A 23007-nucleotide genomic window follows, 5' to 3' on the forward strand; every position below is an offset into this window, starting at 1 on the left:
GGATTTTGTAAATAGGCCAAAACCCTTGCAGCGGGCCTTGGCCTTGTGCTTCGTCAATCAGATCGCGAAGGAACCGCTCGTTGCAACGCCCGCGCTTTCGGCAAGACCTTTGACCCACTTGCGCGCGGGCAGGCCGAGTTGCGTTTCGATGAGCCTCGCGCGTGCATCGAGCGCGGCGAACGGCACGTCGAGCGCGGGACCGGCGAACGCGATCGCGACGCGATTGCCGTCATGCACTTCGGGCAGCGCGATCACGCGACGATCGAACGCTTCGTTCAGGTGACGCATGTTGCGCACGAAGCTCGGATGATCGCCGAACAGGTTGATCGTCACGACGCCTGCTTCAGGCGTGAGACATGCGCGGCATGCACGATAGAACGACACGCTGTCGAGCACGGGGCCGCGCGCGGTGGCGTCGTAGAGATCGATCTGCAACGCGCCGGTCGTGCCGTGATTCGCGCGGTCGTTGACGAACTCCCACGCGTCGCGCTCCGTGACGGTGAGGCGCGCGTCGTCGTAGGGCAGCTCGAACATCGCGCGCGCGGCGATCACGACCGCCGGATTCAGCTCGACGGCTTCCACCTTCGCGCGCTTCAGAAAGCGATGACAGAACTTCGTGAGCGCAGCCGCGCCGAGCCCGAGCTGCACGATGCGCGCGGGCGTCTCGATGAAGAGCAGCCACGCCATCATCTGCTGCGCGTATTCGAGCTCGATGTGATCGGGCTTTTTCAGGCGCATCGCGCCTTGCACCCATTCGGTGCCGAAGTGGAGATAGCGCACGCCGCCCTCTTCCGAGAACGTCACAGGCGCGAAGCGCGGCTTGCGCGGCGCGTCGATGCGCGGCGCGTTCGCGAGATCGTCGTGATCGCGATCATTGCGTTTGCGCTTTGCCTTGTTGTCGTCTTTCTTGCGGCCGAACGCGCGGGCTTCGGCCGACGCGCGCTTGATGAGATTGGTCATTGTGTGGTGAGGATGTCGCGCCAGATGCGCAATTTTTGATCGAACGAGAGGATAGCATTGGCCGCGCTCGACGATGGCAGCACCAGCGTGTCATAGCCCGCTGCGGCGAGCACGGGCGCGAACTTGCCCGAGGTCTTGCCGTTGAAGCACACGCGGCGCAGCTTCGGAAAGCGCACGTGGAACGCGGCGAAATCGTTCGGCGATGCGTTGCGGATCGCGGCGTCGAGACTGCCTTCGCGCTCGCAGGCGGCGAGCACGTCCCACAGGCCGATGCCGTGTTTCATCAGCCGTGCGAGGCGTTCGTCGTAGCTCAGCTCGTACAGCGCTTCGCCGATTGCCGCGCCGACGAGCCGCCAAAACTGATTGCGCGGATGCGCGTAATACTGCGTGACCGCGAGCGACGCGACGCCGGGAAAGCTGCCGAGGATGAGCGTGTGCGTCGCTTCGTCGCCGACCGGAGGAAAGCCTGCGAGCTTCATTTCGCCTCGCCGTGCGCGACACGCTTCGCATGCGAGCTTAAGTGATCGTAAGCGCGCGCATGTTCGCGATGGCTCGGCGCATGCGAGGCGGCGAGGCGCGTCCAGAGCGCGTCGAGCATGCATTCGGTGACCATCAGCGGCGCGCCGTGGCGCTTGAAGACCGAGCGTCTCGCGACGAGCGCATGGCGTCCATCGACCTGCGCCGACGCCAGCCTGTGCAGCGGATGCCGCGCCGTAATCCGGCTGCTTGCGAGCGCCGAACGCGACACGCTGCTGTCGCTGTAGAGCAGTTCCGCCAGCGGCCGCGTGCGCAGGCGGCGCATCGACTGCCACACGCCCGTGCTGTGCGCGAGCGCGACGATGCTGTGCGCGACGACGAACGGCACGCCATCCACTTTCAATGCGACTTCGCGCACCCACACGGGCGTGCGCGGCGTAATGCGCAGGGCGCGCGCTTCGTCGCGCCAGGGCATGTCGACGGCCTCGCGCGTGACCTCGACCGTCACCGCGCCGAGCGTGCGCAAGTGCGCCGTCAGCGAGCCGCCTCGGGTGAGCCAGTCCTTTTGTGCGTCGGAAAGCGTGGGGAGCGGGACGACGCGCCAGTGCGCGTCGGTGGGATCGTTGGGCGTGAGCATGCTGCGGATTATATGACCGGCTCTTGCTTAGGACGATTCGTATGGAATCAGCGTGCTTCGTGAAAGAAACTGAGCCGCCGGTTCGTGTGCCGGGTCCGGCCGCGCTTCAGGCGCGAACATCGGCACATTATCGAGAGGACATCGCATGTCGCAGAACAAGAAACAGACATCGCAGAAAGTAGCGCATCTCGCGGCGGAAACGCTGCATGACCCGAAGGCGTCGGCCATCAAGAAAAGTCTCGCCGCTTCGGCCTTGTCGCAATCGCACACCAGCAAGCAAACGAGCGCCGAGATGGAGCACAAGGCGAGCGAAGTGCTTCACAGCAACAAGTATTCGGAAGAAACGAAGACGCTCGCCGCGTCGGTTCTTGCGCAGTCCAACAAGGAACGCAAGCTGAAATGAAAGACGCGCCGCCGGTTTCCCGGCGGCGCGTCTTGATTCAAGCGCGCGCAGCTTCTTAACGCGCCAGCAACAACGCGTTCGTGCGCTTCACGAAACTCGCCGGATCTTCCAGCGCGCCGCCTTCGGCAAGCAGCGCCTGATCGAACAGCAGATGGCACCAGTCCGCGAAGTTGGCGCTATCGGTGTTCAAGGCCTTCACCAGCGGATGCTCCGGATTCACTTCGAGAATCGGCTCCGCTTGCGGCGCATTCTGGCCCGCCGCCTTCAGCATGCGTTGCAGATAACCGCTCATGTCGCCTTCATCCGCGACGAGACAGCTCGGCGAATCCGTCAAACGGAACGTGAGACGCACGTCCTTCGCCTTGCCTTCGAGCGCTTCCTTCATCTTCTCGACGAGCGGCTTCAACTCCTCGCCGACTTTCTCCTGCTGCTGCTTTTCCTCGTCGTTGAGCGCGCCGAGATCGAGATCGCCGCGCGCGACGCTCTGCAAGGGCTTGCCATCGAACTCGTTCAGGAACGACAGCATCCACTCGTCGACGCGGTCGGTGAGCAGCAGCACTTCGACGCCCTTCTTGCGGAACACTTCGAGATGCGGGCTGTTCTTCGCGGCCTGCCAGCTATCGGCGGTGACGTAATAGAGCTTCGTCTGCTCGGGCTTCATGCGCGCGACGTAATCGGCGAGCGACACGTTCTGTTCGGCGCTGTCGTTCTGCGTCGATGCGAAGCGCACCAGCTTCGCGATGCGCTCGCGATTGCTGAAGTCCTCGCCGATGCCTTCCTTCAAAACCTGACCGAACTCGTTCCAGAACGTCTGATACTTCTGCTTGTCGGCGTCTTCCGTGGCTTCGGCGGACGACGTCGCGATGTCTTCGAGCATCGACAGCACGCGCTTGGTCACGCCTTCGCGAATCGCCTTCACATCGCGGCTTTCCTGCAGGATTTCGCGCGACACGTTGAGCGGCAGATCGGCCGAATCGACCACGCCCTTCACGAAGCGCAGATAGGCGGGCAGCAATTGCTCGGCGTCGTCCATGATGAACACGCGCTTCACGTACAGCTTGAGCCCGCCGCGATGCTCACGGTTCCACAGATCGAACGGCGCGTGCTTCGGCACGTACAGCAGTTGCGTGTACTCGCTGCGGCCTTCGACGCGATTGTGCGTCCAGGCGAGCGGGTCGTCGTGGTCGTGCGAGATGTGCTGATAGAACTGCTTGTACTGCTCGTCCGTGATGTCGTTCTTCGGGCGCGTCCACAGCGCGCTCGCCTGATTGACGGTCTCGTCCTCGTCCTTCGTGACCATCTCGCTCTTTTCGGCGTCCCATTCTTCCTTCTTCATCAGGATGGGCAGCGCGACGTGATCCGAATACTTCTGGATGATCGACTTGAGCCGGTGCGTGGACAGCAGGTCGTCCTCGTCCGCGCGCAGATGCAGCGTGATGGTGGTGCCGCGTTGCGCGCGCTCGATGTCCTCGACTTCGAAATCGCCCTCGCCCGCGCTCGTCCAGCGCACGCCCTCGCTCGCCGGCAAGCCAGCGCGGCGCGTCTCGACCGTGATCTTGTCCGCGACGATAAAGCCCGAATAGAAGCCCACGCCAAACTGCCCGATGAGCGCCGCGTCCTTCTGCTGGTCGCCCGAGAGCTTCGAGAAGAATTCCTTCGTGCCCGAACGCGCGATGGTGCCGAGATGCGAGATGGCCTCGTCGCGGCTCATGCCGATGCCGTTATCGTCGATGGTGACGGTGCGCGCGGCCTTGTCGTACGACACGCGAATGCGCAGATCCGGATCGCTCTCGTACAGCGCGCTGTTCTCGATGGCTTCGAAGCGCAGCTTGTCGGCGGCGTCCGACGCGTTGGAAATCAACTCACGCAGGAAAATTTCCTTGTTGCTGTACAGCGAGTGAATCATCAAGTGCAGAAGCTGCTTCACTTCCGCCTGAAAGCTCATGGTTTCTTGCGCCATGCTCGGGTCCTCTGTGTTGATTTCGTTGGTGCCTGAAGTCGATCGGGCGGGCAGCCCTCTTGTCTTGCCTCGCCGCGAATTCGTCCGATATGAGGGCGGCGCCGCAATTTTCAAGAGCCATCGTAAGATGTGGCTTGCGAACGACCGATTCTCCTCCCGCACCGCGATGCCGCTCTTCAGAAAACGCCATGCCCGCCCGCTCACGCCCGGCGAAACCGCGATGGCCCGGCTCGTGTTTGGCGAAGCGATCGACTACGCGAAGGTCGCGGTCCACGCCTGTGCCTATCTGCCGTTCGGCCTGCAGCCACGCCGCACGGCGATGGCGCCCAACGGCAACCTGTATTTTCCGCCCGGCTGCTTTCAGGACGACTTTTCCGCCTGCGCCTTGGCCGGCCGCATGTGGTTCATCCACGAAATGACGCACGTGTGGCAGTTCCAGCTCGGCTATCCGGTGCGCTTGCGCGGCGCAGTGCGCATCGGCTTGCCGTACGCCTACACGCTCGGAGACGGCAAGCGTCTGTCCGACTACAACATGGAAGCGCAAGGCAATCTGCTCGCGGACTATTTCGCGCTGAAATTCTGCGACGGGCAAAGCGGCTTGTACGAGCATCGCTACCGGCTAGTCGACAACGCGCTCGCGCGCTATGAATCCGTGCTCGCCGATTTCATCCGCGCGCCCGCCGATCGGCACAACCTGCCGGGACGCCGCGCTCAAGCGCTGCGTCGCGCGGCCTTATCCAGGTAATTCGAGAGGAATTCGGCCAGCGCCGGATCGCCGCAATTGGCGATATTGAAACGCATCCACGTCGTCGGCGACTGATGCGGCGAAAAAAGACTGCCTGGCGTCAGCAGAAAACCGGCTTCGTGTCCCGCTGCCGCGAGGCCATCGGAATCGACACCCGCATCCGCCCACAGGAACATGCCGGCGCCGGGCGTTGCAAAGAGGCGCAGGCCGGTCTTCTCCAGCATGCGCGCGGTCTTCTCGCGCACGCCGTCGAGCCGCGCGCGCAGGCGCTCGACATGCCGCCGGTAGTGCCCTTCCGTCAGCACCTTGTAGACGACGCGTTCGTTGAGTTCGGGGCTCGTCATGCCGACGAGCATCTTCTGGTCGGCCAGAGCCTTCGCCACCTCGGGCGCCGCCGCGATATAGCCGACGCGCAGATTCGCCGCGAGCGTTTTCGAAAAGCTGCCGAGAAAGATCACGCGCTTCAGTTGATCGAGCGAGGCGAGACGCGTCGCGGGAAACGCCGGCGGGCACAGGTCGCCGTAAACATCGTCCTCGACGACGATGAAATCGTATTCCTGCGCCAGTTGCAGGATGCGAAACGCCTGGCTGCCCGTGAGCGACGTGCCCGTCGGGTTCTGCAGGACAGAGTTGATGATGAGCATCTTCGGACGCCAGGTCGCGACCAGCGTTTCGAGCGCGTCGAGATCGGGGCCGTCCTGCGTGTACGGCATGCCGATGAGCCGCGCGCCCTGCGAGGCGAAGCGGCCGAACATCTGGAACCACGCCGGATCGCCGACGATCACCGCATCGCCCGGCTTGACGTACAGGCGCGCGATCAGGTCGATCGCCTGCGTGATGCCCGACACGAGCACGATCTGCCTGGCCGCCGACGCGCCGATTTCCAGTTCCGCGAGCCGCGTCTGCAACTGCTGGCGCAGCGGCAAAAACCCTTGCGGCGTGCCGAAGCCGAGCATCTGCGCACCGCTCTGGCGCGACAGCGCGCGCAGCGCGTTGGTGATCAGTTCGCCGTCGAGCCAGCGTCCCGGCAGATAGCCGAGCCCCGGCCCTTTTTCCGGGCTCGACGTATGCAGCATGTTGCGCAGCAGCCAGACCACGTCGATGGTGTTCTGCACCGGCTCGCGCTCCGCCGCGAGCGCCGGCGTTTCGCCCTTCGCGACGAGCGTCGGCCCGCTGCGCTCGCGCACGTAGAAGCCGGAGCCGCGCCGCGAATCGAGGTAGCCGTGCGCGACGAGCCGCTCGTAAGCCTCCACGACCGTGAAGCGCGACACGCCCTTGTCGAGCGCGAGCTTGCGGATCGACGGCATGCGCATGCCGGGACGGAACACGCGCTCGTCGATGCGGCGGCGACCCCACTGCACCAACTGGTCGACGAGCGTGAGCTGGGCCGCGTCGTGCGGGGCGGGAATCTGGTCGAGCGGAACGGACATGCGAGCCTCCGGTCTGCGGCGCAAGCAGGCGTGCGCCGAGGAAAAACTGTACCGAATAGTATTGGGCCGATTGTACCGTTACTGTTACGGTGATAGCGGCTACATTTTGCTTTCGGGCTCCCGGCGCGCACGAGGGACGCGTTATGCTATCGGCCCCTTTTTGGCTCGCTTCGCCCGTCATGACCGAACATCGACTCAAACTCGATCACCTCGTGATCGCCGCACGCACGCTGGAAGAAGGCGCGCGCTTCGTCGCCGTGAAATTCGGCGTCGAGACAGCGGGTGGCGGTGCGCATCCGTCGATGCGCACGCACAACCGCCTGCTGAATTTGTGGGACGGCGCGTATCTCGAAGTCATCGCGATCGATCCGGCCGCCGCGCCCGCCGAGTCGCCGAGGCCGCGTCTTTTCGCGCTCGACGATCCGGCGCTGCAACACCGGCTCGAAGCGCACGGCCCGCAGCTCGTGCACTGGGTGGCGCGCGTCGAGCGGCCCAAATCGCTCGGGCGCTGGCGCGAGCAGTATCCGGATCGCATCGCGCCGGTCGCGGCCATGTCGCGCGGCGGCAATACATGGGGCCTCACCGTCCCTGACGACGGCGCGTTTCCGTCCTGGCAAGGCGCGGGCGACGGCGTGCTGCCGTCGCTGATTCAGTGGGACACGCCGCGCCATCCGAGCGCGACGTTGCCGGAATCGGGCGTGGCGCTGCGCTCGCTGACGGGTTTTCATCCGGAGGCGCAGACGCTCGCGGCGCAACTCGCGTGGCTCGGCGCGGCGCATCTGATGCGCGTCGAGGCGACGGCGGGCGCGCCCGTGCTCGTCGCCGAGTTCGATTTGCCGGACGGCTCCGTGCTGACGCTCGGCGAATCGGCGGAAGCGACCGAGCGGCGCGAGGAAGAAGCGGCTCAGGCGGCAAAGCGCCGCCGCACGACGAAAGCAGCATCACCACCCGATACTCGGGACTGACACATCGGACCGACCGGTCCAAACAAGGAGACGCTACACGATGAAGACCCGCGAAACCGAAGGCATGCTGCTCGGCCTGATCGGCGTCGTCATTTTCAGCCTCACGCTGCCGATGACCCGCATCGTGGTCGAGCAGGTGCATCCGATCCTGAACGGCCTCGGGCGCGCGCTCGTCGCGGCGGTTCCGGCCGCGGCGCTCCTGCTCTGGCGTCGCGAAAAGCTGCCGACGTGGCCGCAGGTCAAGAGCCTGGCCGTGGTGTCGCTCGGCGTCATCATCGCGTTTCCGGTGTTTTCCGCCTGGGCCATGAAAAGCGTGCCCGCCTCGCACGGCGCGGTCGTGAACGGCCTGCAGCCGCTGTGCGTCGCGGTCTATGCCGCGTGGCTCTCGCACGAGCGGCCCTCGAAGGCGTTCTGGGCGAGCGCGATCGCGGGCAGCGCGATCGTCGTCGCGTTCGCGTTGCAGGCGGGCGGCGGCGGCCTGCAGGCCGGCGACCTGCTGATGCTCGTCGCGGTCGGCATCGGCGCGCTCGGCTATGCGGAAGGCGCACGCCTCGCGCGTCAGATGGGCGGCTGGCAGGTGATCTGCTGGGCGCTCGTGGTCTCCGCGCCGTTTCTGGTGCTGCCGGTCGGCTGGCTCGCGTGGGCGCATCATATGGCGCATCCGGAACCGCTCGCGCTGCGCACGTGGCTCGCGTTCGGCTATGTCACGCTGTTTTCGCAGTTCATCGGCTTCTTCGCGTGGTATGCCGGCCTGGCGATGGGCGGCATCGCGCGCGTCGGGCAGGTGCAACTGCTGCAGATCTTCTTCACGATGGCGTTTTCCGCGCTTTTCTTCGGCGAACACGTGAGCGGATCGACGTGGCTGTATGCGGCCGCCGTGATCGTCACCGTCGTGCTCGGCCGCAAGGCCGCCGTGCGCGCCGCGCCGCCGTCCGCGCCGGTCGCCGCCCGCACGACCCACGCAAGATGACGCACTCGCGCGATAATCGACGTTTGCGGCACGGTCCGCGATAAAAATCACTCCCGAGACACACCCGAGACAACCGAGGCATTTCCATGAATCAAGCCGATCTCCGCGCCACGCCGTGGCAACTCTCCGAACGCGCCCGCAAGCTCACCAGTTCGGCGATTCGCGAAATCCTGAAGGTCACGGAACGGCCGGAAGTCATTTCCTTCGCGGGCGGCCTGCCTTCGCCCGCGACCTTTCCGGTCGAGGAAATGCGCCATGCCTCGGAGCACATCCTGCGCGATCAGGCCGCGGCCGCCCTCCAGTACAGCGCGACCGAAGGCTATATGCCGCTGCGCGAATGGGTCGCGGCGCGCTACTCGGTGAACGGCGCGCATATCCGCCCGACGCAGGTGCTCATCACGACCGGCTCGCAGCAGGCGCTCGATCTGCTCGGCAAGACGCTCATCGATCCGGGCAGCCGCGTGCTCGTCGAAACGCCCACGTACCTCGGCGCGCTGCAGTCGTTCTCGCTGTTCGAGCCGCACTACGCGCAGGTGCCCACCGACGAATCCGGCCTGATTCCCGAAGCGCTCGATGCCGCGCTCACCGCCGACGCGCGCCTGCTCTACGCGCAGCCGAACTTCCAGAATCCGACGGGCCGCCGCCTGCCGCTCGAACGCCGCCGCGCTCTCGCCGCGTTCGCGCAGAAGGCTTCGTTCCCGGTGATCGAAGACGATCCGTACGGCGCGCTCGATTACGCCGGCGCCCCGCTGCCCACGCTGCTCTCGATGGCGCCCGACCACATCGTGCATCTCGGCTCGTTCTCGAAGGTGCTCGCGCCGGGTTTGCGCGTGGGCTACATCATCGCGCCCGAGGAGTTGCACTTCAAACTCGTGCAGGCCAAGCAGGCGACCGATCTGCATACGCCGAGCCTCACGCAGCGCATCGTCTACGAAGTGGTGAAGGACGGCTTTCTCGACCGGCACGTGCCGACCATCCGCGCGCTTTATCGCGATCAATGCCACGCGATGCTCGACGCGCTGGAACGCCACATGCCCGCCGGAGTCGAATGGAACCGCCCGGAAGGCGGCATGTTCGTGTGGGTGAAGTTGCCGAAGCATATCGATTCGATGAAGCTGCTGGAGCAGGCGATCGCGCAAAACGTGGCCTTCGTGCCGGGCGGCCCGTTCTTCGCGAACGAACCCGAGCGCCATACGATGCGCCTCTCGTTCGTCACCGTGCCGCCCGCAACGATCGACGCCGGCGTGGCGAAGCTTGGCGCGCTGATTCGCGCGAGCATCTGATTTTCAACGTTTAGAGGAGCAACCGATGGCATCGAACGTGTACGACAAGCTGAAGGAACTCGGCATCGAACTGCCCGCCGCGGGCGCGCCCGCCGCCGCTTATGTGATGAGTGCGCAAAGCGGCAACACCGTGTATCTGTCCGGCCATATCGCGAAGAAGGACGGCAAGGTGCACGCCGGCAAGCTCGGCCACGACATCACGACTGAAGAAGGCAAGGCCGCCGCGAGGAGCGTCGCCATCGATCTGATCGCGACGCTGCATGCGCACGTCGGCGATCTGAACAAGGTGAAGCGCATCGTCAAGCTGATGAGCCTCGTGAACTCGACGTTCGAATTCACCGAGCAGCACATCGTCACGAACGGCGCGTCGGAGCTAATTGCGGAAGTCTTCGGCGATGCCGGCAAGCATGCGCGCTCGGCGTTCGGCGTCGCGCAGATTCCACTCGGCGCGTGTGTCGAGATCGAAATGATCGCGGAAGTCGCTTAAGGCGCTTTCCGCTTCGGAACGAAACCCGACGCGCTCAGGCCGTCGGGTTTTTTTATGTCTCAACGACGCTGAAAAAAATCATGTCCTCACGCACCGTACAGTTCAAGCAGGTCGATGTCTTCACGCCGGTTCCGTTCAAGGGCAACCCGCTCGCGGTGATCTTCGACGCCGAAGGGCTTTCGACCGAACGCATGCAGGCCATCGCGCACTGGACCAATCTTTCGGAAACGGTCTTTCTCCTGCCGCCGACCGATCCGCGCGCCGACTATCGCGTGCGCATTTTCACGACGGCGGTCGAACTGCCGTTCGCCGGACATCCGACGCTCGGCAGCGCGCACGCGTTGATCGACAGCGGCTACACGCCGAAGACGCCCGGGCGGCTGATGCAGGAATGCGGCGTCGGTCTCGTGACGCTCGCCGAGCGCGATGACGGCGAGTGGGCGTTCGCCGCGCCGCCCGCCACCATCGTGCCGCTGAACACCGCGCAGAACGACCGGCTCGCCGCCACGCTCGGTTCGGCCGTAATCGATTTCAGCGCGCCGCCCGCCGCCGTGAACAACGGCGCGCCATGGCTCGTCGTGCGCGTGCAGAACGCCGCGCAGTGCCTCGCGCTGACGCTGCAGGGCCAGGCGCGCGAATCGCTGCAGGCGCTCGTCGAGGAAGTCGGCACGCACGGCATCGCGGTCTACGGGCCGCATGAGCGCGGCGGACCGGCGACGTTCGAGCTGCGCGTGATCCTGCTCGGCGCGGAGAACATCGAAGACCCGGTGACGGGCAGCGCCAACGCGGCGCTCGCCACGCTGCTGAGCGCGCAAGGCAAGCGTCCCGGCGCATCGTTTACCGTGCGTCAAGGCACCGTGCTGGGGCGCGAAGGCCGCGTGAACATCGCCTACGACGACGAGGCGAGCGGCGCGCAGGCGTGGATCGGGGGCGCTTCGGTAACTGTGATCGACGGCACTTTCTGCCTTTGAAACAATGACCTACGCGCGGCGATACGGCCGCGCGTATACCCCCAAGCTGCGCCCCTTTCTTAATCTTCGAGGCTTCGTTAATATCTGAACAATCGGGGATGGCGCTTGCGGTTCATGTCCGCGGACGGTTTTGCGTCGTGAGGTGAACCGTCTGCGCCGCGGCGCAAACGTATGCTTCTAACCACACCAGACGCTCGTCGTTTCGCTCCTGACGGAGGTCGCGCGCTGCTGGACAACACGGCTCGCCGAACCGCCGTTGCGCTGCCTGCTGATAGAGTTCGGGCCGTGACCCGCGCCCCGGACAGTTTCTGTGCCGACCCTTCGCTGCGCGACGCACGCGCTCTATTCAATCGATTCGGCCGAACGACTCACGACATGCATCGCTTCATCCACTTCGCGCAGTTCGCAGCACGCCACGCGCTACGCGATCGCGCGTGCACGGACGCGTCATGAAGCGCATGCGCACTCACGTCTTTTCGGACGCGCTTCGCGGCGCGGCCTCCACACGACGCCGGCGCGCGCTGCTCGCCATTCCCGTGCTCGGCAGCTTCGTGCTGGTGCTGCTGTGGGCGGTGATCTTCGCGCGGCTTTCGGTCGAGCGCGAAGCGACCACGCATGAATCGATGGCCTCCGCCGCCATCCTCTCCTCCGCGCTCGAACAGCACACCATCAAGGCGATTCATCAGGTCGATCAGATCACGCGCTTCGTGAAGTACGAGTACGAGAAATCGCCCGACAACTTCGATCTCGTCGCGACGGTCGAGAAAGGCGTCGTGCAGAGCGACACGCTCGTGCAGGTCTCGCTCATCGACGAATACGGCACGCTCATCGGCAATACGTCGGACCCGCATCCGAAGCCCATCGACCTGTCGGACCGCGAGCACTTCAAGGTCCATGCGCATTCGAACGACGATCTGCTGTACATCAGCCGTCCGGTGCGCGGGCGCGTGTCGGGACAGTGGACCCTGCAGATCACGCGGCGGCTCAATCACGCGGACGGCTCGTTCGCGGGCGTCGTGGTCGTCTCGGAGAATCCGACCTACTTCACGAACGACTTCTATAACGTTGCGTCGATCGGCCATGAAGGCGTGATCGCCGTCGTCTCGGATTCAGGCTCGGTGCTCGCGCGCAGCACGGCCGGCGGTCTCTCCGACAACGCCGCGACGCATGCCGTCGCGAAAGGCGGCGGCCCGGCCGAACGCGCGCACGCCGAATTCAGCGCGAGCGGCGTCTATCCGACGACCGATCACGCGTCGGGCATCTATGTCGATCCGATCGATCACGTGAAGCGCATCGTTTCGTACCGGCATATCGACGGCTATCCGCTCGGCGTGCTCGTCGGCCTCTCCGAGCGCGAGGAGATGACCGACTACAACCACACGCGCAATGTCTATCTGCTGATGGCGAGCTTTATCTCGCTCGCGATGCTCGGCTTCTTCGCGGTGGCGACGGGCCTCATCGGCAAGCTGCTCGGACGCGAGCGCGAGATGACGCATCTCGTCGAATACGATCTGCTCACCGGCTTGCGCAACCGCTATTCGACGCTGCGCGCGCTGCGTCAGGACGTGGCGCAACCGGAGAACATCGGGCGGCTCGCGCTGCTCTTCATCGACCTCGACAACTTCAAGACCGTCAACGACACGCTCGGTCACAACGCCGGCGACATCGTCCTGCAAATGACCGCGTCGCGGCTTGCGGAGACCGTGGGCCAGAGCGGCACGCTGTCGCGCATCGGTGGCGACGAGTTCGTCGTCGTCGTGAAGGGCGACGAAGTCGAGCAACGCGCCGTCACGCTCGCCGACGATATCTCGACCATGTTCGCCACGCCGTTCGACGTGCGCGGCAGCGCGTTCGTGCTGCACGCGAGCATCGGCATTGCGCTCTATTCCGTATCGAACGAAAGCGAAATCGATCTCTTGAAGAAGGCCGATCTCGCGATGTACAGCGCGAAGGACGCGGGCCGGAACTGCTATCAGTTCTATTCGCCGCAACTGTCGCATCGCGCGGATCATCTGATGAAGTGGGAGCAGCAACTGCGCGTGGCGCTCACCGAGCAGCAGCTTTTCCTCGTCTATCAACCGAAGATCGACCTGACGCGCCGCTGCATCACCGGCTTCGAGGCACTCGTGCGCTGGAATCATCCCCAGCACGGGCTGATTCCGGCCAATGAGTTCATTCCGGTCGCGGAGTCCACCGGATTGATCGTCGCGGTCGGAGACTTCGTGATTCACACCGCGTGCCTGCAGCTCGCGCAATGGCAGCGCGACGGTTACGCGGGGCTGTCGCTCGCGGTGAACATCTCGGCCGTGCAGTTCTGGCGCGGCGATTTGCTGGAGACGGTCGCGCGCGCGATCGAGGCGAGCGGCATTCCGCCGGACAAGCTGGAACTCGAAATCACCGAAACCGTGATGGTCGAGTATCCGGAACTGGTGCAGGAGAAGATCGTCGCGCTGAAGCGTCTGGGCGTGCGCATCGCGCTGGACGACTTCGGCACGGGGTATTCGTCGCTGTCGTATCTGAACCGCTTTTCGGTGGATACGCTCAAGGTGGACCGCTCCTTCATCCAGGCGATTCCGGAGGACCGCAGCGTCTGCGTGATGGTCTCGGCGATCGTCAATCTGGCGCGATCGCTGGGTCTGACCGTGGTCGTGGAAGGCACCGAGCGCGAGGAGCAGATTGCCTGGCTTGCGGCGCTCGGGCCGGTGGAAGCGCAAGGCTTCCTGTTCTCGCGGCCCGTGCCGGCGGACGGCGTGCAGGCGTTGCTCGATCGCTTCGGTGTATGCGGATGGCCGCGCGGGCAGGCGCCGCGCTCGCGCAAGGATGCGGGACGCGAATCGAGCACCGCGCTTTCCGACGAGCGCGGCGGCTGATTCAGCGGTTCAGAAGCCGCGCGACAGAACCGCCGTGCCGATCGTCACGACGCCGAGCACGAGATTGATCACGACGAGCCGTCGCACGGTGCCGACCGCTCGCGCGCCGTCGGGCCAGTTCTGCGCCTGCACGGCGCGGCGGATGCGCGGAAACACCGCGAAGCGGATATGCCCGAAGATCAGCATCATCACGATGCCGAGCCCGGCCATTGCATGCAGCGGCCACGCTGCGTGACCGCCGCCGAACTCCACGAGCAGAAAGCCGCCGGTGACGAGAATTACGAGCACCGAGGCGGCCACCCAGTTGAAGAATCGCGCAAACACCGACTCCCACAGCGGCAGACGTAGCTGCGGCGTGAGATCGCCGAGCGCGGGACGCAGGCAGAAATGCGCGAAGACCATGCCGCCTATCCAAACGGCTACGCCGAGCAAATGCAGAAAGAGCGCCGCTTCGATGGCTTTGTTCATTGGGGATTCCGGGTGTTTTTGAGTTGTCGGGTACGGTCAGGCACAAGACTAGGAATGCGCCCGTGGTGAGGAGTTCCCGGCCCGGCAGATTTACTTGGCGGCTTTATCCCGGATACAAGCGACGGCAAAAGGCAGAATCGGATTATTCGTGAACCTAAAGATTGCTTCGTGAAGGTAAGTTCTGTCGGCATGGGCGGCGCGGTGCGTTGTCCGTGAGGCGGCTTCTCGACGCATGGAGAAACGAGCCGATATGAACTGTGTAGCTTCGCGAGCATGGCTGGAAGCCCGCGAGATTCGAATGCATCCGGATGGCGTCAGGCCGCGAATACGACTTCCACGCGCCCTGGCTTCGCCGAGCGCCGCGCCGGACCGACGACGATCTGCACGTTTCGGCCGAGGCGCGCGAGCAGTTCGAGCATCTTCGCCTCGCTGACTCCGCGAAATTGACCGCGCATCAACTGCGAGAGTTTGGGCTGACTGATTCCGAGCGCTTCCGCGGCCCGCTGTTGCGTCCAGCGCCGCGCCTTGATGATCTCGCTTATCTTGCCGGCAAGTTGCGCCTTCACGCGCATCTCTTCGGCGTCGGCAAGTCCCAAATCGCCGTACACGTTGCCGCTACCCTTTTCAATCTCGATCATTGTCTTCTCCTTCGGCGTGCGCTCGTGCTTCGCCCCAAAGCTTGTCCGCTCGCATCGCGCATTGAAATGATTAATGTCTGATTGTCGCGCCCCCCCGGACGCAAAAAAGCCCGCACGAAGCGGGCTCATCGTGTCGCGACTGGAGCGCCGGCAGCGCTCCGTCACCCTCACCCCTCGAAGACCGGCCGCAGATCCGTCACCTTCAACGACGAATCCGGCGCCCTTCCCTTCCTCGCCCGCTTGCTCAAATGCAGTTGCATCTGCGAACCCGCGAGCTTCTCGTCCCTCACTTTCCCGCCGCGTCCGGTGCCGATCATCACGACGCCGCGCGCATCGATCGCGAGCGCCTGACGCAAGGTCTCCTTCGGATCGAGCGCCATCAGAATCACGCCGCGGCCGCCGCCCGAAAGCGTCTTCATCTCGTCCATGCCGAACACGAGCAGACGCCCCGTGCTCGACAGGCACGCCACATACGTCGCGCCGGGAACGACAGGCATCGGCGCGAGCGGCGCTGCGCCTTCGTCGATCGTCATGAACGCCTTGCCCGCCTTCTGGCGGCTGATCAGATCGCCGAGCTTCGCGACGAAGCCAAAGCCGTTGCTCGACGCCAGCAGCAGTTGCTGCTCCGCGTTCGCCGCAAAGTAATGCAGCAGATGCGTGCCCGATTCGAGCTCGATCAGCGACGTCACCGGCACGCCGTCGCCGCGCCCGCCCGGCAGCGCCGAAACCGGCACGGAATACACGCGCCCCTTGCTGCCCCACGCGACGAGCGAATCCGGCGTGCGCGCCTGGAAAGCGGCGTAAAGGCCGTCGCCCTGCTTGAACGTGAAACCCGCCGGATCGAGCCCGTGGCCCTTGAGCGCACGCACCCAGCCCTTCTGCGATACGACCACCGTCACCGGCTCGTCGACGACGCGCGCCTCGAAGGTCGCGCGCGTCGCTTGCTGGATCAGCGTGCGGCGATCGTCGCCGAATTGCTTCGCGTCGGCCTCGATCTCCTTGATGAGCAGCCGCTTCATCGCGGCGTCGCTGTTGAGCAGTTCTTCGAGCTTCGCCTTTTCTTCGCCCAGATCCTTCAACTCCTGCTCGATCTTGATCGCTTCGAGCCGCGCCAACTGACGCAAGCGAATTTCGAGGATGTCTTCCGCCTGCCGGTCCGACAGGTTGAAGCGCTCGATCAGCGCCTGCTTCGGCTCCTCGCTTTCACGAATGATGCGAATGACTTCATCGATATTCAGAAAGACGATCATCCGCCCTTCGAGAATATGGATGCGGTCGTTGACCTTGGAAAGACGATGCTGCGTGCGCCGCGTGACCGTCACGAACCTGAAGCCGACCCACTCGTGCAGAATTTCGACGATGCCCTTCTGACGCGGCCGGCCATCCACGCCGATCATCACGAGATTGATCGACGCGTTCGATTCCAGGCTCGTATGGGCGAGCAGCGTGTTGACGAACTCCGTCTGGTCGATGCGGCTCGACTTCGGTTCGAACACGAGCCGCACGGGCGCGTCCTTGCCGGACTCGTCGCGCACGGCGTCGAGCAGCGCGAGCATCGACTGCTTGGTCTGCAATTGCTCGGGCGTGAGCGTCTTCTTGCCGAGCTTGATCTTCGGGTTGGTCAGTTCCTCGATTTCTTCGAGCACCTTCTGACCCGACGTGTTCGGCGGCAATTCGTTGATGACGAGTTGCCATTGCCCGCGCGCGAGCTCTTCGATCTTCCAGCGCGCGCGCACCTTGAGCGAGCCGCGGCCGGTTTCGTACGCCGCCGAGATGTCCGCCTGCGACGAGATGATCTGCCCGCCGCCCGGAAAGTCCGGTCCGGGCAGCTTTTCCATGAGACCCGCGTGACCGATCTTCGGATCGCGGATCATCGCGACGGCCGCCGCCGCCACTTCGCGCAGGTTGTGCGACGGACATTCCGTCGCGAGACCGACCGCGATGCCCGATGCGCCGTTCAGCAGCAGGAACGGCAGACGCGCGGGCAACAGCTTCGGCTCTTCGAACGAGCCGTCGTAGTTCGGCATGAAATCGACCGTGCCCTGATCGATTTCATCGAGCAGGAGGCGCGCGATCGGCGTGAGGCGCGCTTCGGTGTAGCGCATGGCCGCGGCGCCGTCGCCGTCGCGCGAGCCGAAGTTGCCCTGACCGTCGATGAGCGGATAGCGCATCGAAAAGTCCTGCGCGAGACGCACGAGCGCGTCGTAGGCCGACTGATCGCCGTGCGGATGGTACTTGCCGAGCACGTCGCCGACGACGCGTGCCGACTTCACGGGCTTCGCGTTGGCGGCGAGACCCATTTCGCTCATCGCATAGAGGATGCGGCGCTGCACGGGCTTCTGGCCGTCGCTGACATCGGGCAGCGCGCGGCCCTTCACCACGCTCACCGCGTAGTCGAGATACGCGCGTTCGGCGTAGTCGCCGAGGGTGAGTTGTTCGCCGTCCGGTGCGGTCTGTTCGGCGAAGAGATCGTCTGTGATTCCCATCGATTAATCCGTTGTGCGTTGCTTCAAGCCGAGCTCAGATGTCCGCTTCGACTTCGTTGCCTTTCTCTTCGAGCCAGCTTCGGCGCGACGCCGCTTCGCCCTTGCCCATCAGCATCGTCATGCGCGAGACGGTGAGGTCGAAGCCGAGTTCACCGAGCGCGACCGGCAAAAGGCGCCGCGTGTCGGGGTTCATCGTCGTGTCCCAAAGCTGTTCCGCGCTCATTTCGCCCAGGCCCTTGAAGCGGCTGATGGTCCATGCCGTTTCGCGCACGCCGTCCTTGCGCAGCTTGTCGAGGATCGCTTCGAGCTCGCCTTCGTCCAGCGCATAGAGCTTCTGCGCGGGCTTCTTGCCGCGCGCGGGCGCATCGACGCGAAAGAGCGGCGGCCGCGCGACGCACACATGGCCGCGCTCGATCAGTTGCGGGAAGTGCTTGAAGAAGAGCGTCAGCAAGAGCACCTGAATGTGCGCGCCGTCGACGTCCGCATCGGAAAGGATGCAGATCTTGCCGTAGCGCAGATTCGAGAGATCGATCTGATCGTCCGGGCCATGCGGATCGACGCCGATCGCGACCGCAATGTCATGCACTTCGTTGTTCGCGAAGAGACGATCGCGCTCGGTTTCCCACGTGTTCAGCACCTTGCCGCGCAGGGGCAAAATCGCCTGAAATTCCTTGTCGCGGCCCATCTTCGCAGAGCCGCCCGCCGAATCGCCTTCGACGAGGAAGAGTTCGTTGCGCGCGATGTCCGTCGATTCGCAATCGGTGAGCTTGCCCGGCAGCACGGCCACGCCCGAACTCTTCTTTTTCTCGATCTTCTGGCCCGCGCGCGTGCGCGCCTGCGCCTGACGGATCACGAGTTCCGCGAGCTTCTTGCCGTACTCGACATGCTGATTGAGCCACAACTCCAGCGCCGGCCGTGAGAACGACGACACGAGCTTCACCGCGTCGCGGCTGTTCAGCCGTTCCTTGATCTGGCCTTGAAACTGCGGGTCCAGCACTTTCGCCGAAAGCACGAAGGACACGCGCGCGAACACGTCTTCCGCGAGCAGCTTCACGCCCTTGGGCTGCAGGTTATGAATCTCGACGAAGTTCTTCACCGCCTGAAAAAGCCCGTCGCGCAGGCCGGATTCGTGCGTGCCGCCCGCGGGCGTCGGAATCAGGTTCACATACGATTCACGCAGCAGCGGCCCTTCCTCGCTCCACGCGACGACCCACGACGCGCCCTCGCCTTCCGCGAAAGTCTCTTCAGTGTTCTTCGAGCTTTCGGCATAGCGCTCGCCTTCGAACAGCGGAATCAGCAGTTCGCTGCCGCCCATGCCTTCGAGCAGATAGCCGCGCAGGCCGTCTTCATACTTCCACGTCTGACGTTCGCCCGTCTTCTCGATGACGAGCGCCACTTCGACGCCCGGCAGCAACACGGCTTTCGAACGCAAAAGGCGCTGCAATTCGCCGAGCGGCAGATTCGCGGAATCGAAATACTTCGGATTCGGCCACGCACGCACGCGCGTGCCGCTTTTCTTCTCGCCGCGTTCCGGAGCGCGCGTGCTGAGTTCCTCGATGACATCGCCATTGGAAAACGCGAGTTGCGCGACCTTGTTGTCGCGCCAGACGGTCACTTCGAGACGCGTGGCGAGCGCGTTCGTCACCGAGACGCCGACGCCGTGCAGGCCGCCCGAGAACGTGTACGCGCCGCCCGCGGCCTTGTCGAACTTGCCGCCCGCGTGCAGCCGCGTGAACACGATCTCGACCACCGGCACGCCTTCTTCCGGATGCAGGCCGAACGGAATGCCGCGGCCGTCATCATCGACGGAGACGGAGTTGTCGTTATGCAGCGTAACGGTGATCTGCTTGCCGTAGCCGCCGAGCGCTTCGTCGGAGGCGTTGTCGATCACTTCCTGGATGATGTGCAGCGGATTCTCGGTGCGCGTGTACATGCCGGGCCGCTGCTTGACCGGCTCCAGGCCCTTGAGCACCTTGATCGATGCTTCGCTGTAGCCGGCTGCCTTGGCGTTCATGACAGGACGTTTGCCTCGTTCCGTTCCTGCCGCCATTGCGCTGGATTTTTTCGTGGACATAGTTGAACGTTGATCCGGCTTCTCGGGCGTTCTCGCGGGAAATGCCACAACGTGACGCCCGGCGAAGCCGACGGATGCTTGATGAATGTGCCTGGCCGGATGCCTCATGAGCGAGGCGGAAAACCGCCCGCCGATCCGAGCCGCGCTAGGAGAATAGCGGTTTTCGCCCGCCGCGCCCACCTCGGCGGCAAAAACGCGCTGCGCGCGAGAACCCTCCCCATTCACGAAACCGACACGCGCGCGGCGTGCCAGCGGGCTTATTTGCGCTTCGCTTCCAGCTCTTCCCAGCGTTCGAGAGCAACGAGCAATTCCTCTTCGATCGCCGCATGACGCTCGGACAGACGCGCGCCCTCTTTCGCGTCCTTCGCGAAGATCGAGCCGTCTTCGAGCTGCGCGCCGATCGCCTTCTGCTCGTTTTCCAGTTCGGCGATGCGCGCCGGCAGCGCCTCCAGCTCGCGCTGCTCCTTGAAGGAGAGCTTCACGGTGCGCTGCGCGTTGCGGCCTGCCGCGCTTTCTTTCGGCGCGTCGTCTTTGGGCGCTTCCTTCGCGGTCTGACGCGCCGCTTCTTCCGCGATGCGCTCCGAACGTTCGCGCTGAATCTGCCAGTCGGAGAAGCCGCCGACATATTCGCGCCATGCGCCGCCGCCTTCCGCCGCGAACACCGAGGTCACGACGTTGTCGAGGAACGCGCGGTCGTGGCTCACCAGCAACACGGTGCCGTCGTAATCCGCGAGCAGTTCTTCGAGCAGTTCGAGCGTCGGAATGTCGAGATCGTTGGTGGGTTCGTCGAGCACGAGCACGTTCGCGGGGCGCGCGAACAGGCGCGCGAGCAGCAGACGGTTGCGCTCGCCGCCCGAGAGCGAGCGCACCGGCGAGCGCGCACGCTCCGGCGCGAACAGGAAGTCGCCGAGATAGCTCATGACGTGCTTTTTCACGCCGTTCACTTCGACCCATTCGCTGCCGGGGCTGATGGTGTCGGCGAGCGACTTGTCGAGATCGAGCTGCGCGCGCATCTGATCGAAATACGCGGCCTGAATATTCGTGCCGGTGCGAACGCGCCCTTCATCGGGCTGAAGTTCGCCGAGAATGAGTTTGAGCAGCGTGGTCTTGCCCGCGCCGTTCGGGCCGACGAGACCGATCTTGTCGCCGCGCATCACGGTTGCGGTGAAGCTGTCGACGATCGTGCGTTCGCCGAAGCGCTTCGTCACCTCGGTCAGCTCCGCGACGATCTTGCCCGACTTTTCACCCTGTCCGACATCGAGCTTCACGTTGCCCTGCACGTTGCGGCGCTCGGCTCGTTCATTGCGCATTTCCACGAGCCGCGCGATGCGCCCGACGCTGCGTGTGCGCCGCGCCTCGACGCCCTTGCGGATCCACACTTCCTCTTGCGCGAGCAGCTTGTCGAACTTCGCCTGTTCGACCTGTTCCACTTCGAGCTGTTGCGCCTTGCGCGTCTGATACGCGCTGAAATTGCCCGGATACGACAGCAAGCGCCCGCGATCCAGTTCGACGATGCGCGTGGCCACGCGATCCAGAAACGCGCGATCGTGCGTGATGAACAGCAGCCCGCTGCGCAAGGTGACGAGCAGTTCCTCGAGCCAGCGGATGCCGTCGAAGTCGAGATGGTTGGTCGGCTCGTCGAGCAGCAGTACGTCCGGCTGCACGACGAGCGCTCGCGCCAGCGCGACGCGCTTTTTCATGCCGCCGGACAGGTCGCCCGCGCGGGCGTCGCCGTCGAGGCCGATCTGCGCGAGCGTGGTCGCCACGCGCGTGCGCCAGTTCCACGCATCGCGCAGATCGAGCGCCGATTGCAGCGCGTTCATGCGCGCGAGCAGCGCGTCGTGCTGCGCGCCTTCTGGCGTGTCGGCGAGCGCGTGCGCGACGGCGTCGTATTCGTCGAGCAGCGCGCGCGCGTCGGTCAGGCCGGAGGCGACGACATCGAACACGGAGGCGTCGAGATCGAACTCGGGCTCTTGCGGCACGTAGACGGTCGTGAGCTCGCTCTGACGCGTGACGAGGCCGTCATCGGGCGCGGCGAGGCCCGCGACGATCTTCAGGAGCGACGACTTGCCGGCGCCGTTGCGGCCGATCAGCCCGACGCGCTCGCCCGCTTCCAGCGAGAAATCGGCGTGGTCGAGCAATGCGACGTGGCCGAACGCGAGCTGCGCGTCCGTGATGGAATAAAGCGACATGGGAAAACCAGATGAATGGCGAAGAACCGGCGACACGCATGCCAGCCGTTGGAAGCGCCCATTGTACCGGGCGCGGCGCGCGCCACTGCATCGTCCGGAAGGGATAGGCCTGACGGCATGGCGGCGCCCCGGCCGCCATGCGCGTCATCGATTACTGTTTGACATGCACCTTGATGGTCTGGCTCATTTCCGGCCCATAGGAGCGATGCGCGCCGTCGGCGAACTGCATCGTCAGCGTGTGATCGCCGGGCGGCAGCTTCACGTCGGCTTCGGTCTGGCCCTTGCCGTAGTGCAGGTTTTTGTCGTCCATCGGAATGACCGTGCCTTTCGGAATCGGCTTTTCGTCGATCAGCAGATGATGATGCCCCGTGCCTTCGGTCATCGTGCCGGCCGGCGCGACCGACATGCCGTCGACGCCGAATTTGACGTGCACGGGACTCGTGACGGTCGCGCCGTCCTTCGGCTCGACGAAATAGACGCGCGCCTGCGCGTGCGCCGCGCCAGCGAACGACAACAGAATTGCGCCCGACAGCATCGCACTCAAGAGCTTTTGCTTCATTGTTTTCTCCGTGTTGTGAAACCGGTCGATGGCGCGAAATCGGCGCCGAAATCCCCGAAAAGCATACACCGGGCTTTCGGACGCGCGTATCCGTACCATCCTGCGCCCGCAATATGACACGGCGCAGCGCGACGCGCCGTTCGGGGAACGATCGCGCCAATTCCTGTAAGATGCCGTCTCGCCGCGCGCCGGGTTGTCCTCTGGCGCACACGGTCCGTTTATTTCTTTCGAATCAAGAGTCTGTCGTGAGCGAAGTCATCGAATACAAAAGCTGGGTCTGCCTGATTTGCGGCTGGATCTACAACGAGGAAGAAGGCCTGCCGGACGAAGGCATCGCCGCCGGAACCCGCTTCGACGACATTCCCGCCGACTGGCGCTGCCCGCTGTGCGACGTGGGCAAGGCCGATTTCGTCGTTGTCGAATTCTGATCCA

The 23007-nt window shown here is 64.6% G+C and carries 20 protein-coding genes; 9 read left to right on the forward strand and 11 right to left on the reverse strand.

The window, feature by feature from the left end:
* Nucleotides 1–57 precede the first annotated feature (57 nt).
* The 3 genes from LY284_RS08430 to LY284_RS08440 are packed head-to-tail and all read right to left on the reverse strand — an operon-like array spanning nt 58 to nt 2074.
* Complete coding sequence (locus tag LY284_RS08430; protein ID WP_014190863.1) at nt 58–960, reverse strand: spermidine synthase; 903 nt, start codon at nt 958–960, stop codon at nt 58–60.
* Nucleotides 957–1439 (reverse strand): DNA-deoxyinosine glycosylase, encoded by a 483-nt coding sequence (locus tag LY284_RS08435; protein WP_014190862.1) that lies wholly within the window; start codon nt 1437–1439, stop codon nt 957–959. Before LY284_RS08435 ends, LY284_RS08430 begins: the two co-directional genes overlap by 4 nt.
* Nucleotides 1436–2074 carry a chorismate lyase gene (locus LY284_RS08440; RefSeq protein WP_014190861.1) on the reverse strand — a complete coding sequence of 213 codons (639 nt, stop codon included), beginning with the start codon at nt 2072–2074 and terminating at the stop codon, nt 1436–1438. The genes LY284_RS08435 and LY284_RS08440 overlap by 4 nt, the downstream gene beginning before the upstream one ends.
* A gap of 145 nt (nt 2075–2219) precedes the next feature.
* On the opposite strand from LY284_RS08440, the gene LY284_RS08445 reads away from it, so the two are divergent.
* Nucleotides 2220–2477, forward strand: coding sequence for a hypothetical protein (locus tag LY284_RS08445; protein ID WP_014190860.1), 258 nt, complete (start codon nt 2220–2222; stop codon nt 2475–2477).
* Between the two features lie 55 nt (nt 2478–2532).
* Here LY284_RS08445 and htpG read toward each other — a convergent pair whose 3' ends face one another.
* Nucleotides 2533–4437, reverse strand: a complete 1905-nt coding sequence (gene htpG / locus LY284_RS08450) for a molecular chaperone HtpG (RefSeq protein WP_014190859.1) — start codon at nt 4435–4437, stop codon at nt 2533–2535.
* 127 nt (nt 4438–4564) lie between these two features.
* Between htpG and LY284_RS08455 the strand changes: the two genes are divergently transcribed.
* Entirely contained in the window at nt 4565–5182 is a 618-nt protein-coding gene (locus tag LY284_RS08455) for a Rhs element Vgr protein (protein WP_231927707.1), read from the forward strand.
* Here the strand turns inward: LY284_RS08455 and LY284_RS08460 are convergent.
* Nucleotides 5149–6612: a PLP-dependent aminotransferase family protein gene (locus tag LY284_RS08460; protein ID WP_014190857.1), complete on the reverse strand. Its 1464-nt coding sequence runs from the start codon at nt 6610–6612 to the stop codon at nt 5149–5151. The two genes, LY284_RS08455 and LY284_RS08460, sit on opposite strands and share 34 nt — an antisense overlap.
* Nucleotides 6613–6791: 179 nt before the next feature.
* Between LY284_RS08460 and LY284_RS08465 the strand changes: the two genes are divergently transcribed.
* From LY284_RS08465 to LY284_RS08490, 6 genes are all read left to right on the forward strand, one after another.
* Nucleotides 6792–7577 carry a VOC family protein gene (locus LY284_RS08465; protein ID WP_014190856.1) on the forward strand — a complete coding sequence of 262 codons (786 nt, stop codon included), beginning with the start codon at nt 6792–6794 and terminating at the stop codon, nt 7575–7577.
* Between the two features lie 40 nt (nt 7578–7617).
* Nucleotides 7618–8547, forward strand: a complete 930-nt coding sequence (locus LY284_RS08470) for a DMT family transporter (RefSeq protein ID WP_014190855.1) — start codon at nt 7618–7620, stop codon at nt 8545–8547.
* 86 nt (nt 8548–8633) lie between these two features.
* Complete coding sequence (locus tag LY284_RS08475) at nt 8634–9830, forward strand: PLP-dependent aminotransferase family protein (RefSeq protein WP_014190854.1); 1197 nt, start codon at nt 8634–8636, stop codon at nt 9828–9830.
* A 25-nt stretch (nt 9831–9855) separates the two neighbouring features.
* The gene (locus tag LY284_RS08480; protein WP_014190853.1) at nt 9856–10317 is read left to right on the forward strand and encodes a RidA family protein; all 462 of its coding nucleotides are present in this window, start codon (nt 9856–9858) and stop codon (nt 10315–10317) included.
* Between the two features lie 80 nt (nt 10318–10397).
* Nucleotides 10398–11288, forward strand: coding sequence for a PhzF family phenazine biosynthesis protein (locus tag LY284_RS08485; RefSeq protein WP_233385797.1), 891 nt, complete (start codon nt 10398–10400; stop codon nt 11286–11288).
* 449 nt (nt 11289–11737) lie between these two features.
* Nucleotides 11738–14158, forward strand: a complete 2421-nt coding sequence (locus LY284_RS08490; protein ID WP_041730231.1) for an EAL domain-containing protein — start codon at nt 11738–11740, stop codon at nt 14156–14158.
* Between the two features lie 9 nt (nt 14159–14167).
* On the opposite strand, the gene LY284_RS08495 is transcribed toward LY284_RS08490, so the two are convergent.
* The 6 genes from LY284_RS08495 to LY284_RS08520 all read right to left on the reverse strand — a co-directional run bounded on the left by LY284_RS08495 (nt 14168) and on the right by LY284_RS08520 (nt 22575).
* Entirely contained in the window at nt 14168–14626 is a 459-nt protein-coding gene (locus LY284_RS08495) for a CopD family protein (protein WP_014190850.1), read from the reverse strand.
* 314 nt (nt 14627–14940) lie between these two features.
* The gene (locus tag LY284_RS08500; protein ID WP_045450411.1) at nt 14941–15264 is read right to left on the reverse strand and encodes a helix-turn-helix domain-containing protein; all 324 of its coding nucleotides are present in this window, start codon (nt 15262–15264) and stop codon (nt 14941–14943) included.
* Between the two features lie 167 nt (nt 15265–15431).
* A complete protein-coding gene (parC, locus tag LY284_RS08505; RefSeq protein ID WP_014190848.1) occupies nt 15432–17750 on the reverse strand; it encodes a DNA topoisomerase IV subunit A in 2319 nt (772 codons plus the stop codon).
* A 34-nt stretch (nt 17751–17784) separates the two neighbouring features.
* Nucleotides 17785–19764 carry a DNA topoisomerase IV subunit B gene (locus tag LY284_RS08510; RefSeq protein ID WP_014190847.1) on the reverse strand — a complete coding sequence of 660 codons (1980 nt, stop codon included), beginning with the start codon at nt 19762–19764 and terminating at the stop codon, nt 17785–17787.
* Between the two features lie 317 nt (nt 19765–20081).
* Nucleotides 20082–22016 carry an ATP-binding cassette domain-containing protein gene (locus tag LY284_RS08515; RefSeq protein WP_014190846.1) on the reverse strand — a complete coding sequence of 645 codons (1935 nt, stop codon included), beginning with the start codon at nt 22014–22016 and terminating at the stop codon, nt 20082–20084.
* A 151-nt stretch (nt 22017–22167) separates the two neighbouring features.
* Nucleotides 22168–22575: a DUF4399 domain-containing protein gene (locus LY284_RS08520; RefSeq protein WP_014190845.1), complete on the reverse strand. Its 408-nt coding sequence runs from the start codon at nt 22573–22575 to the stop codon at nt 22168–22170.
* A gap of 245 nt (nt 22576–22820) precedes the next feature.
* Between LY284_RS08520 and LY284_RS38955 the strand changes: the two genes are divergently transcribed.
* A complete protein-coding gene (locus LY284_RS38955) occupies nt 22821–23003 on the forward strand; it encodes a rubredoxin (protein WP_041730228.1) in 183 nt (60 codons plus the stop codon).
* The last annotated feature ends 4 nt before the right edge of the window (nt 23004–23007 follow it).

Source organism: Caballeronia sp. PC1 (genome assembly GCF_021353155.1).
GTDB classification, from domain to species: Bacteria; Pseudomonadota; Gammaproteobacteria; order Burkholderiales; family Burkholderiaceae; genus Caballeronia; species Caballeronia cordobensis.